The 12,360-nt window shown below is 41.3% G+C and carries 9 protein-coding genes; 6 read left to right on the forward strand and 3 right to left on the reverse strand.

The features are described 5' to 3' along the window. Window positions 1-292 precede the first annotated feature (292 nt). Window positions 293-1,306: a low-specificity L-threonine aldolase gene (gene ltaE / locus J8M00_RS01280; protein WP_211008569.1), complete on the forward strand. Its 1,014-nt coding sequence runs from the start codon at window positions 293-295 to the stop codon at window positions 1,304-1,306. Between the two features lie 139 nt (window positions 1,307-1,445). On the opposite strand, the gene J8M00_RS01285 is transcribed toward ltaE, so the two are convergent. Further along, window positions 1,446-3,119 (reverse strand): methyl-accepting chemotaxis protein, encoded by a 1,674-nt coding sequence (locus J8M00_RS01285; protein ID WP_211008570.1) that lies wholly within the window; start codon window positions 3,117-3,119, stop codon window positions 1,446-1,448. A gap of 559 nt (window positions 3,120-3,678) precedes the next feature. Between J8M00_RS01285 and J8M00_RS01290 the strand changes: the two genes are divergently transcribed. From J8M00_RS01290 to J8M00_RS01305, 4 genes are all read left to right on the forward strand, one after another. Next, window positions 3,679-4,290 carry a hypothetical protein gene (locus tag J8M00_RS01290; protein WP_211008571.1) on the forward strand — a complete coding sequence of 204 codons (612 nt, stop codon included), beginning with the start codon at window positions 3,679-3,681 and terminating at the stop codon, window positions 4,288-4,290. A 225-nt stretch (window positions 4,291-4,515) separates the two neighbouring features. Continuing rightward, on the forward strand, window positions 4,516-5,109 hold the full coding sequence (locus J8M00_RS01295) for a hypothetical protein (RefSeq protein ID WP_211008572.1): 594 nt from the start codon (window positions 4,516-4,518) through the stop codon (window positions 5,107-5,109). 468 nt (window positions 5,110-5,577) lie between these two features. After that, window positions 5,578-6,273, forward strand: coding sequence for an aspartate/glutamate racemase family protein (locus J8M00_RS01300; RefSeq protein WP_211008573.1), 696 nt, complete (start codon window positions 5,578-5,580; stop codon window positions 6,271-6,273). A 134-nt stretch (window positions 6,274-6,407) separates the two neighbouring features. After that, a complete protein-coding gene (locus tag J8M00_RS01305; RefSeq protein ID WP_211008574.1) occupies window positions 6,408-8,102 on the forward strand; it encodes a hemolysin D in 1,695 nt (564 codons plus the stop codon). A 41-nt stretch (window positions 8,103-8,143) separates the two neighbouring features. On the opposite strand, the gene J8M00_RS01310 is transcribed toward J8M00_RS01305, so the two are convergent. Further along, on the reverse strand, window positions 8,144-8,335 hold the full coding sequence (locus tag J8M00_RS01310; protein ID WP_023397928.1) for a hypothetical protein: 192 nt from the start codon (window positions 8,333-8,335) through the stop codon (window positions 8,144-8,146). 270 nt (window positions 8,336-8,605) lie between these two features. Beyond that, window positions 8,606-10,825 (reverse strand): TonB-dependent receptor, encoded by a 2,220-nt coding sequence (locus J8M00_RS01315; protein WP_211008868.1) that lies wholly within the window; start codon window positions 10,823-10,825, stop codon window positions 8,606-8,608. 476 nt (window positions 10,826-11,301) lie between these two features. Here J8M00_RS01315 and J8M00_RS01320 point away from each other — a divergent pair, with 476 nt between their 5' ends. Next, window positions 11,302-12,306, forward strand: a complete 1,005-nt coding sequence (locus tag J8M00_RS01320) for a LacI family DNA-binding transcriptional regulator (protein ID WP_211008575.1) — start codon at window positions 11,302-11,304, stop codon at window positions 12,304-12,306. Window positions 12,307-12,360: the final 54 nt, after the last annotated feature.

Genomic DNA, 12,360 nt, shown 5'->3' on the forward strand with positions numbered 1-12,360 from the left:
TCGTGGTGTTTTATTTATTTCTTTTTTAATGATACTTGCTCGTAAAGCTCAACTTTGTCCATTTTATGCAATACCGGGTTGAACAATAGTAGATGGCAAGTTGGATTTTTTGTGTCAATCAGAGTATCAAACAGTCACAGAAAACGGTTGTGTCGCCGCTAATCCGAAGGCTGGCGCTTGTTTATATTCTACAGGGATACACCAAATTCGTATGCAGGTAATTTTCTGGTGAATTGAAAACATGGGGCTTTGTCCATATTATATTTTTATTCAATCGCAATGAGGAACTCCCATGATAGACTTTCGCTCGGATACGGTCACCCAGCCTTGCAAAAATATGAGGCGGTTAATGAGTAATGCTATGGTTGGTGATGATGTATACGGAGATGACCCTACCGTAAATGAGCTTGAGCACTATAGCTCAGTGAAACATGGCTTTGATGCATCTATATTCGTAACTTCAGGTACACAGGCCAATTTATTGGCAATTCTCGCGCATTGTGAACGAGGTGATGAGTATATTTGTGGCCAAGGTGCACATAATTATAAATACGAAGCGGGTGGGGCCGCAGTTCTGGGTTCTGTGCAACCTCAACCCTTGGAAAATCTGCCCAATGGAGAAATCTGTTTAGAGAAGATTGTCGCGGCGATTAAACCAAACGATTTCCACTTTGCGAGAACTAAAATGTTGAGTTTGGAAAACACCATTGGCGGTAAGGTGTTGAGTTTAGCATACTTAAGTGAAGCTCGTTCTTTGACTAAAAAGTATGGACTTCAGCATCATTTAGACGGGGCGCGTGTGTACAATGCTGCTGTTGCTTTGGGTGTTGATATCAAAGAGATCAGCCAACACTTTGACTCAATGACTGTGTGCTTGTCTAAAGGTTTGGGAGCGCCTGTTGGCTCGTTACTAATGGGCAGCTTCGAATTCATCGAAAAGGCGAGGCGGCTCAGGAAAATGCTTGGTGGCGGCATGCGTCAAGCGGGTATTCTCGCCGCAGGTGGTTTGTACGCACTTAAGAATAATGTTGAACGGTTGGAGCAAGACCATGAGCATGCTCGCTATTTGGCCAGCAGGATTAATGAACTACCAGGGTTTGATAGCACGCCATATGAAGTGCAAACCAACTTGGTGTTTTTGAATGTTGATAGCAGCATTGATATACAAGCATTTACCAAAGCTATGTATGACAAAGGCATAAATATGACGCCAGGATATCAGGGAATGCGGTTAGTGACGCATTCAGGTATTGATAAAAGTGATATTGACAATTTTATTGATGTTGCAAAAGCAAATTTAGCTTAATTGAAAAGCCATTATTTTTTGATTGAAAAGGCATTGCCTAGGATAATTGAGGGCCGTGTATCTAATACAAGGCCCATTTTCTATAAACCAAGCTGTGTGTTAGTTTATTTCCTTTTATTCCAAGCTTGAGCAACTCACATTACAGTTTAAACCTGCCAAGCTCTTCGGTGAGTTGATGGCTATCTTTGTTTACTGTTTCTAACATGCGTATGACTTTGTCCAATTCCGCAATTGAGTCGCCTGCCAAGTCTCGAAGTCGTATGATATTTGAGTCCATCTCTAACGAAGCGTCAGACTGCTGGACCATAGCTTGAGCAATATTATCTACCGCTGCGTTTGCATCGTGCTCCAGTTCCATAGCCTTGTTTAATTGCTCTGATACATCTCTGACTTCATCTCGGGTTTCATCGGTCAACTTATTGCCATTTTCGACTTTTTCGACTGCTTCACTACCGATACGTTGTAGCGCATTAACTGTCCCTTGAATTTGGTCTATGGACTGTTGAGTTCTGTGAGCCAAAGCCCTTACTTCGTCAGCTACAACAGCAAAGCCTCTGCCTTGTTCGCCGGCCCTTGCAGCCTCAATTGCTGCATTTAACGCCAAAAGATTAGTTTGTTCGGCGATTGATTTAATCACATCTAATACGACCCCTATTTCCTTACTCTCTGAACTTAGGCTTGTAATAACACTGACTAGTTCTGACATCTCACTTGATAAAGAGTCAATGTTTTCTACTGAGTGCCGCATTTGCTCACTGGCAGATACCAAATTTTTATCCGTTTCATTGGTACTTTGTGCAGCATGATCTGCATTGCTAGAAATGTCTTTGATACTGACAGTAACTTGATTTATGGCCGAAGCAATCGACTGCGTTTGTAGCTCCTGCTCTTGTATTTTTGAATGTATATTGCTTGTCGCGTTTCTAACATTATTGACAGACACTTCAAGGTGATTTGCTGTTTGCACGATAGACTCAATCAAGGACTTAAACTTCCCTTGAAAGTGATTAAATTGAATGGCAACACTGCCGATCTCATCGTCATCATCAACTTCTATAAATTTGGTTAAATCACTTTGACCAGATGCCAAGTTGGCAAGTGAATCTTCTAGCTTTTTGGTTCGACGCAGTACAAATCGCTCAAACATCATAACCAAAGTGACGATGAGCAGTATTAAAACCAAAAGGGAACCCAACAAAATATAATTTCGAATATTCGAAGTTAGAGCAGTTACATTTTCCAATGGTTTGGTTACTTCGAGGACGCCTCTCACATCTCCTTGTTTCCAGCCAACTTTTGGTGTCAAAGGGTGCGTATTGTGGCAATTTACGCAGGCTTGTGCTTGCATGGTGTCCGCCACAGCAATCCGTAAGTATTGATTGTTATTTGACTCAATTATTTTTGAATAAACTTCTTTAGGGTTGGAGGTAAGGTAGTTCCATGCCTCTTTTTGAAACTCGTCAAGTTGCCTGTGTTTACGATTTGGAAATGGGTATTCACTATAAAGCTGTATTTTGGTGCCTGACCGAGATAGGAGCTCACTCAACTCATGGATGAGCGTTGCAGGCAGCGGAATCGCATTATTGTCATTGCGGTGTTCAAAATGTGGTGACATACCAAATGCTTTTGCTTTTGAGATCACATTTTTGGTGTAATAACCTCTTAGAGTTTTAAACTGATTAACAGTTACAATTGCGTCGTCCGAGGTGATCTGTAACATGGTTGATTTTATAATAGCGGGGAGTGTAGTTGCGACTAGGATGGCGACAGCGACCATCATTAACCCGAGCGGGAGAACAAACCGTCGTGTCATGGACTGACTGCTCATGGCTATGTTCACTTCCTTTAAAAATACTTTGTTTAAGCATAGTACAAATGACGTAAATGCAAGGCCTTAAGGCGTGTATATTTTGATTGAACAGTCCCTGAAGCACTCTGTTGTTTCACGCGACATTAAAATGCAACTTTTCGGTTTAAACCATGCTGATGTATGCAAATGTACATTTGTTTAGGCGAGTACAATCAAATAACATTTATTGCGGCCTAAGTGTGCTTTAAGGGCTGACTTCCTTGCTCGGTGAAACAGACATAACCAGTCGTACATCACTCTTTTGCGTGCTTTGTTCATGTTACAAGGTACACAACTTTCTGACACAGAAAAATCATATTTCCTTGATACTTAAAGTTATTATTTTTTTTCACTCAAAGTCTTGCGTGTTATTTTCACTTATTACTGTAAATGGATGTAAACATGTGGTCCGGATTTTACTCATATTTGACTGATATTTACTATGTCATTGAACACATTCATACGGATTTAGCTTAACCCTGTCACTAGTATTATCTGCATGACATTCTTGGAGGTACTTTTGATGAAAAAACAACTATTAACGGCCGCATTGGCTTTATGTGCAACGCAAGCGCAAGCTGCTAATTTAAGTAAATCTTACTTAGAGATTGGGTATTCAACAACAGAATTCACAGATAATACTTACTTTGACAACAAAACAGATTTGGATTTGATTGGCCATCAAATGAGCTTAAGTTATGAGTTTGAAAATGGCTTTTATAGTGGTTTACATATTAAACGACATAGGGATACATTCATAATATATTTAATTGATCAAGATGTTGATTATGATGAAAACCTCTTTGAATTAGGGTATGTCCTAAATCAAACTGAAAAGGGGCGGCTTTCTATAGGTGCTTATATCGGTGAAATGGAAATCGCTGTTAAAGATAATAATAGTGATGCAAATATATATCGATTGTACACTGAGTATGACCATGGCTTTAATAAATACTTTTCTGCTTTTGCGAAGGCCGGATACGAGTCTATCGACGGAGATAACTCAACGAAAGAGGATGGCTTTTGGGCGCAAGCCGGTATTCGTTTGCATTTGGGATCATCTAGCTTTTCGTGGCGGATTTCTAGAGGGGAAGTGGCGGAACAATTAGCATTTGCATATCGATACTCCTTTTAAGACCTAATCAACTCGCAGGTCAACCTTTGGACCTGCGTTTTTTCTGCTACTCCCTTTTTACTTTAAAAATTAAGTTACCTCGCCAATCAAACCAGAAATACAATAAAAGTAACTAGTATTTGCTACCACTAGATAAAGATTGCTGCATATTGAGACACTTTGATACAGACCTCTTTTTTTGACTCATGTACCATTTTTTCATCAGTTAAATTAAAGGTTTAAGAAATGAAAAACAAAATGCTTTTTATCGTATTAACGGCGATTGGCTTTAATGTGCAAGCGACAGATTTAAATAAAACATATTTTGAGTTTGGCTATTCACAAAGTGATATGGGAAATAGAAATAGCCCGCAGCCAAGTGGTATTCAGTTTGGCTTTGGGTACGAGTTTGAAAATGGGCTTTATGCTGGATTTAATGCCAAAAGACAAGGAGATACTATAGAGCGACCCAATTATCAACTAGATGTGGATTTGGACGAAAACATGTTGGAGCTCGGTTATATTGCCTATGAAACACAAAACGGGCGATTTTCTGTTGGTGGCGCCTTGGGAGAAATGAGCTTCACCCTTGAAGACCGAACAAGAGATGGTGAGTTTTATCGGTTCTACACCGAGTATGAACATAGTTTCAATCAATACTTTTCTGCATTTGCTAGGCTTGGTTATGAATATTTTGACCCAGAGCAGGCTAAAAATGATGATGGAGCTTGGGCTGAGCTGGGTTTAACGGCGCATCTGGGCGTATCGAGTTTGACATGGAAATACCATAATGGACAAGGTATCGACCGCTTAGGCTTAGTTTACCGTTATCACTTTTAAAGTCGCATTTGAAGAAAACAGATTATGATTTGGCTTGAGTCATGAAAATACTTGAGCCCTAGTACCAATAGTACAAAGTTTGGGTTCTTTACGCTGATAAATCTGATGGAGCTATAAAGTAATAGGCTTTGGAATATCGTATTTTTAGTTATACATAGCCATTTACTTTTGTTTCTCATCTTCGGAACATTGGGTGCTTAGCCATCATACCGCTTAATATAGTTCATTCATGTGTAGTGTAGAAAGTTTAAATCAAGATGTATTGATGCGTATTACTATACCGTGACGTGTATAAATTATGATTGTAGTGATTTGGTTTTAATCCAGCGGTGCATTAGTGAATCGACAGTTTTTGCTTGTCTAATATCTAGTTAAAATAATCGCATATCATCCCAATATTTATTATGGTATTACTACTTTTTTCGGTTATCAGAACAGTGTTAATAGTGTCGTACTAAGGAATTAAATATGAAAACGATAGGTCTACTTGGTGGAATGAGTTGGGAGTCTACTGCAAATTATTATAAGCATATTAATCAGGGGGTTAAGGGTTGTTTGGGTGGGTTGCACTCAGCAAAAATCATGATGAAAAGTATAGATTTTGCTCCTATTGCCCAACTTCAAAAGGCGCAACAATGGGAGACTATGGCTCAAATGCTCGGCCAAGATCTCAAAGATATTGAACGAGCTGGTGCTGATTTTATTCTGATTTGCACCAACACCATGCATTTAGTGTTTGATGAAGTGCAAGCTGCGGTAAGCGTGCCTTTAATCCATATTGCCGACCCGACTGGTGAGCAAATCGTTAAAGATGGAAAAAAGAAAGTTGGCTTGCTGGGTACTCAATTCACTATGGCAGAGTCATTTTATAAAGATAGGCTTAAAAATAAATTTGATATTGACGTAATTGTACCCGATGAAAATGCTCAGAAAGTGGTCCACGACATTATTTATAATGAATTGTGTTTAGGTCAAATAAAAAGGGAGTCAAAGCAAGCCTACTTAAACATTATCGAGCAGTTGCAAGCAAAAGGTGCCGAAGCGATAATTTTGGGCTGTACTGAAATTGCCTTGTTGGTAAATGAAGATGATACATCGGTTGCACTTTATGACACCGCAATTTTGCACGCAAAAAGCGCCGTAACCGCCTCAGTAAATAACTGATTAAAGAGTTCCAACTTGGTAATTCGAGGGAATGCTTTATGTTATTATTTTTACTTAAAGTAATAAAAAATTCATAAACTAGAGCTTTTATTTTAATTTTGTGTAAAAATTTACTCGTTTTAAAAGGAGTAATTATGAAATTAAAATATCTTTCATGTGTTGTAGCTGCAGTGGTTACAAGTTCATCTGCAATGGCATTTACGCAATTAGGCGGGGCTGGTGTAATGCCAATTGGTCATGAGTGGCTTACACGAACGGCAGCGCTTGAGCTAATGGGGCAAGATACTCGGGTCAGTGATCCACAAGATCCAAGACTTACTTGGCAAAACGGCCTAGCGAAGTCCACAGAACTCAATGTAGCTCAACACGAAGTGGAAAGGATCTTATCAAAAGCAAACGAAGATGGGACCTATTGGTCAGAATATGACGCAGTCTTTGCAGCCATTATTGGTGAAAGGTGGGTGGATATTGCCGGGTTCAATGTCACTTCGGCGAGTACCGATCCGACAGGTCCTAACTGTTTCAATGCTGTGGCGCAGGAGCCAGCAGACTTGCAGCAAGATCACTTTATGCGTCGCTATGATGATATTGGTGGAATAGGAGGTGTGAATGCTGCAAAACGCGCACAACAGCGCTTCATTTCTCACTTTGTAAACGCTGCCATTGCAGAGTCAAAAAAGATCAAAGTTTGGGATGGGGGAGGGTATGCCAAAGCGGTTGAGGTCGATCACAACTATTTTTTATTTGGTAGGGCAGTTCACTTATTTCAAGATTCATTCAGCCCAGAACATACTGTGCGCCTAGCTGCCGACAACTACGAAAAAATCTGGCAGGTAAAAGCGTATTTATGTTCAGAAGGTGCAGAGCAACATACGCACGATACAAAAGAAGCCATTAACTTCCAAAGTGGAGATGTAATTTGGAAGCCCGAGTCTCGGGGACAAAGTGGCTGGCAAGCCTACAAACCGAGCAATATAAAACCTGTTGCATTAGTTTCTCTCGAAGCCAGTAAAGATCTGTGGGCTGCTTTTATTCGCACCATGGCTTTGCCTGTAGAGGAGCGTAAATTGAAAGCGGAGCAGGAGGCAAGGCAATTGGTTGATAATTGGTTGTCTTTTGATGAGCAAGCTATGCTGAGCTGGTACAACGACGAAGAAAAACGTGATCATACCTATGTATTGGCCCCAGGGGAGCGTGGAAAAGGAAAATCATTATTGCAATGCATGGCTGAGTTAAATGTCGGTACAACCGATCAGCTTGAGCGAGTTGCACAATTAGAAGAAGAGCGCCGGCATTGTTTGTACAATATCGAAGCAGAAACAGGGTATAGCGATGTAAATGATCCCCTTATCAATATGCCATACAACTGGAAGTGGAAGTCATTAACATGGAAAACACCACCAGAACAGTGGCAGCCGCAGCAACTTGATGCGGACACAGGAGAGGCTGTTCATATTCATAATGTGGCGACTGGTAAGGCGCTAGGCGCTCAATCTGGCGAAGAAAAAAATGCATTGTTAAATGCCAATGGCGTCAAAGCTGTTGAGTTTTTATTAATCAATGGCGGTGGCGAAGAGGTTTATTTTAGAACCAGAAATAACGCGGAGCTGTTCTTAAGCTATAAAAACAACTTTACTGGAGACGCTATGTTGTGGACAACGCCAGACAAAGCGTCATTTAACATCGAGCCATACGGCACAAATTTCAATCTCAAAAACAGCTATTGGCAACAATATGTTTGGGCCGATGTTAGCACGGGACAAGTGCATTTATCTCGAAAAGGCGAAGCACATAACAAAAATGCGCAGTGGCAGATAATCAAGCCGTAAGAGTGAATAAGCCCAAAGCATGAAGTTGCTTTGGGCGCTAGCTAGTAATAGAGAAATGAGTCACAGTGACATTGTGGATCTGCTTTAAGTAAGTCTGCATGTAAATCTATCTTCCGTTGACTTTTTTCGTCCCAAACTGTGACAACTTGATTGCGTCTATCTACGATTAAAACCTCAACTGGATGGTCTTGGTATTCAAGCCATTCGCCTTTTTGAATTTCTTCAATGTTCATTATTTCACTCCAGCACCTGCGCAGCTTACGTATTCAGCAACTTTGTATTATCGCTAACAAGTGAAAAGTCATTAATATTTGCAAAGAGTATCATTCGAAACGACTCACCAGCTTTGTTACATTTTAAAAAGCGAGATTATGTAAAAAAGATGATGAAGTCCTTTTAAAGTGTAGAAGGACACAGAAAAAAGCCCAACATATAAGGTGATCCTCGTTGGGCTTTGGTCGTTAGTTTTCATGGTGCCCAAAATGTGTGGGCTAAATTTGGGATTAGAAGCTGTATGCCACGCTAAATTTAACGCTTCGAGGCAAGATATAGCGTCCGTTGGCTGCTGCTGGGTTACGTGGGTCGCCTTCTGTTAAACCTTGCTCATCTGTTAGATTGTCAATGGCAATTTGCAATTGTACTTGCTCAGAAGGCTCCAAAGTGAGGCCAATATCAACTTTTTCGTAGCCATCAAGCACCGCACTCGGGGTGTTTTGAATGTCGCTGAAACGAGAATCTACCGCAGAGAAAGTACCATAGACTGTTGCGAACATATCACCTAACTCAAATTCATAGCTTGGTGTGATACGTAGCTGCCAGTCTGGGATACGTTGTGATTTATTACCAGTTAAGCTGGCATCAGGGCTTTGAGCCACTTCACTGTTTTGTAATGTACCGTTGAGGTTCACACTAAAACCTGAATCGTGGTTGTAGTTGAAATCAACCTCAATACCCTGTGCTTCGGTTGTGAAACGCTGAGCAGGTAAATCAGGGCGAACAGAGAATGATTCACCTTTTACTTCGTTGGCAAAAATGGTTGCGAAAAAGTCCATGTTTTCTCCCATGAACTTGTAACCAACTTCGCTTTGAGCCACTTCCTTGATTAACTGATCTCCCGCCGAATATGCATCAAAGTTATCTCTAAAATCGTCAAAGTAAGGCATTTTAAAGCCTTTGTTAAAGCGCACAAATACGCCGCTTTGTTGATCTAGTTTATAATCCGCACCTAGGGTCCAAGAAGTTTTACGAGCGCTAAAATCGACGGATTTAGTGATGATACCATCGAGTCCCTCATCGACTGAGTAGTCAACTTCATGACGTTCACTACGAAGGCCTAAATCTAACGTCAGGCTGTCAGTTGCTTGGTAACTGTGAGTGGTGTAAAACGCAAGTGTTGTGGCGTCACCGTTGCTATTAATATCATAGTTAAAGCCGCAGCCCTCAATTGAATCATTACATGCGATACCGGTCAGCATTTCACCGCCTTGAGCTAAAACGTGATATGCGGTATTCCCTAAGCTCCACCAATCTTTAGCAGATGTCGTTGCTGTATAAACACCAAATGCGCTGTTGATAGTGCCAAAGTCTTTACTGACAGCGAGATCATTCGTAAATGCTTCAATATCTTTGTGTACAACCCAACGGCCATAATCCTGTACACGTGTATCGGCATCATACTCTTTTCCAGTAACAGCACCTGTTGCACTAATGCCATTGTCCGCTACTTCTGACAAATTAACGGCATTGCCAGCAGGTACCAAGCCATATGTGTTTGCGTTACCCTGAGTTAAGCTAAAACGATCGATAAAGTGCCATCCATTAGCCAGTTCTAATGAGATACTTCCCCCTGAGACATGGCCATCCCAGCCGCGCCCTTCTGCTAGGTCAATATCAACTTTACCGTTACCTGCATGTATGGTTGCTTGGCGGTTTAAAGTACCTAGTTGCGTAAACTCAGCATCTACACCGGTCTCATTGAGTGGTGTAGGTAAATACCAAGCGCCAGTGTCATCTGTTTGGCGTGAATAAACATTGATTTCGCCATTTTCCAGTTCTTTGGTCAACTTAATCGTAAATTGATGACCTTTTTCAGATGTAAAACCAGCATCTCGGATCCCTGATGAACGTTTAATATACCCACCCACCATGTAATAGAGGTCTTCACTGAGCTCACCGCTTAAGACGCCATCTACACGCTGCAGGCCGTAGTCTGAAGTCGTATATTTAAATGTGCCTTCAGTGTCTTCTTGGCCTCTTTTTAATCTAAAGTTGGTTGTCAGCCCAGGCTGGCCATTAGACAACACTGGGTTAGGGCCGCCTCTAAGGCCTTCCATCATTGAGATGGTTTCGTCAAGGCGAAAAATTGACGAGTTTTCTAAAAATGAGAGTGTAGGAGCAGGGTAGACTGGTGAACCATCTAGGCTGACGGTTAAAAATGGTGCGTCGCCACTTGATGTAAACCCTCTAACATTGATATTGGCGCCAGATTCGCCCCCTGAGCTTTCTACCCAAACTCCAGGAATGGCCTTGAATAAGTCGGCTGTGCTTTTAGGTGCGAGTCGTTCAATTAAGGATTCGTCAACATTTGTAACGGCATAGGCGGCATCCACTTTTCGGATCCCCATACCGCCTGGAGTACCAGAAATTACAATGGTTTCTAGTTTTTCTTTGGCGTTATTTTTTTGCTCAGCATTGGCCACGTTAGAATAAGTTATCGCGGCCATAACCGCTGCTGCAAGTGCAGAATACTTCTTGCCTAAGTTCACAGGAGCTGCTCCCTTGGTTGTGTCATATGTGTTGTCATAATGACCGACTTGCACGTCGGCATCGCTTATCGCCTCAACTCTGAGTTATTTTAATTTGCTAACTCTGCATAATTTTAGTTGGATTGCACTGGGCGTTATTTTAAAATAGAACTTTATGCAAACGTTTGCAATAGGCGTTTGCGATATTTTTTTACTTTGGATTTACCTATTACGGCAAGTGCATGCTTTTTGATAACTTAGCCTGTGGTATGGGAATAATAAAAACAAAGAGTTAATAAAGTAGCGCTTAATTGGCATTACAAAGGTATAGAGGGTAATTCAGTGTGGATGAATTATCTTGAGTAGTTTAATCTAGTGGCTCAAATTTAGGGGGATTGTAACCCTTTGAGTGATGCCCAAACATCATAGATGTTTTCTGACGCAGTGAATGAGTAATGCCACATAAAAAATTGAAATTGGCAGATTTAGCCAAATTGGCGGGCGTATCAACATCGACAGCTTCTCGAGCTTTGAATGATAACCCATTGATAAAGAAAGAAACTCGAGAGCGAGTTCAAAAGTTAGCTAAAGAACATAACTTTAGCCTCAATGCTGCCGCGAGCCGTTTGCGTTTACAGAAAACCAAAGTAATAGCGGTGCTCATTAATCTTGACTCAGAAACAGAGCAGTCTATTGATGATCCATTTTTACTGAAAGTTGTCAGTGATATTAACCTTGCTGTGAATCGGCAAGGTTATGAGTTACTGCTATCCAACTCTTTTATGGCTGGAACTGATTGGTATGGATACTTTATCGATGGTCGCCGAGCTGATGGTGTGATTGTAGTGGGTCAAGGTAAGCAACAAGCGCTGATAGATAAAGCCGCAAAAGCTGGCATGCCTCTTGTAGTTTGGGGCGATCCAAAGACCGATGCCGATTACGTCGTGGTTGGAAGTGATAATTTCTTAGGTGGTGAACTCGCAGCAGAGCACCTGATTGCTAAAGGGTCTAAAAACCCCATGTTTTTGGGAGATCCTGCGCATGCTGAACTCTCAGAGCGCTATGATGGGTTTTGTGCTGGCGCTGAGCGAGCAGGCGTAACTGCGACACAGCTTTTAAAAATTGATATTACAAGCCAAGCTGCTTACGACGCGATCAATCACAAGTTACGTAATGATGGCCTCGATTTTGATGGTATTTTTGCGTGTAGTGATATGGTCGCACTCGGCGCAATGAAGGCGTTAAAAGAACGTTATGTCAGTATTCCGAACGATGTTCAAGTGGTTGGATTCGACGATATTGCAATGGCCGATATCAGCTTTCCTTCGTTGACTACAATAAGGCAAGATACTAGACAGGCGGGAGAATTGCTGGTGAAAAAGCTCTTGGCTCAACTCAGTGGTCAAAAAGTATCGTCTAGCCAACTAGAGATTGCCTTAATTGAGCGCCAATCGAGCTAATAGAGGAGGTAGCAGCAGCTACCAATTCTGAATGATGTCGCTATAGCCGTGTTA

The sequence above is a fragment of the Pseudoalteromonas luteoviolacea genome, assembly GCF_018100925.1.
Taxonomy (GTDB): Bacteria; Pseudomonadota; Gammaproteobacteria; order Enterobacterales; family Alteromonadaceae; genus Pseudoalteromonas; species Pseudoalteromonas obscura.

Coding starts and splice junctions, on each gene's coding strand:
- J8M00_RS01295 (WP_211008572.1), top strand. CDS start 4,516: ATGAAAAACAAAATGCTTTTTATCGTATTAACGGCGATTGGCTTTAAT.
- J8M00_RS01290 (WP_211008571.1), top strand. CDS start 3,679: ATGAAAAAACAACTATTAACGGCCGCATTGGCTTTATGTGCAACGCAA.
- J8M00_RS01310 (WP_023397928.1), bottom strand. CDS start 8,335: ATGAACATTGAAGAAATTCAAAAAGGCGAATGGCTTGAATACCAAGAC.
- ltaE (WP_211008569.1), top strand. CDS start 293: ATGATAGACTTTCGCTCGGATACGGTCACCCAGCCTTGCAAAAATATG.
- J8M00_RS01300 (WP_211008573.1), top strand. CDS start 5,578: ATGAAAACGATAGGTCTACTTGGTGGAATGAGTTGGGAGTCTACTGCA.
- J8M00_RS01320 (WP_211008575.1), top strand. CDS start 11,302: ATGCCACATAAAAAATTGAAATTGGCAGATTTAGCCAAATTGGCGGGC.
- J8M00_RS01285 (WP_211008570.1), bottom strand. CDS start 3,119: ATGACACGACGGTTTGTTCTCCCGCTCGGGTTAATGATGGTCGCTGTC.
- J8M00_RS01315 (WP_211008868.1), bottom strand. CDS start 10,825: ATGGCCGCGATAACTTATTCTAACGTGGCCAATGCTGAGCAAAAAAAT.
- J8M00_RS01305 (WP_211008574.1), top strand. CDS start 6,408: ATGAAATTAAAATATCTTTCATGTGTTGTAGCTGCAGTGGTTACAAGT.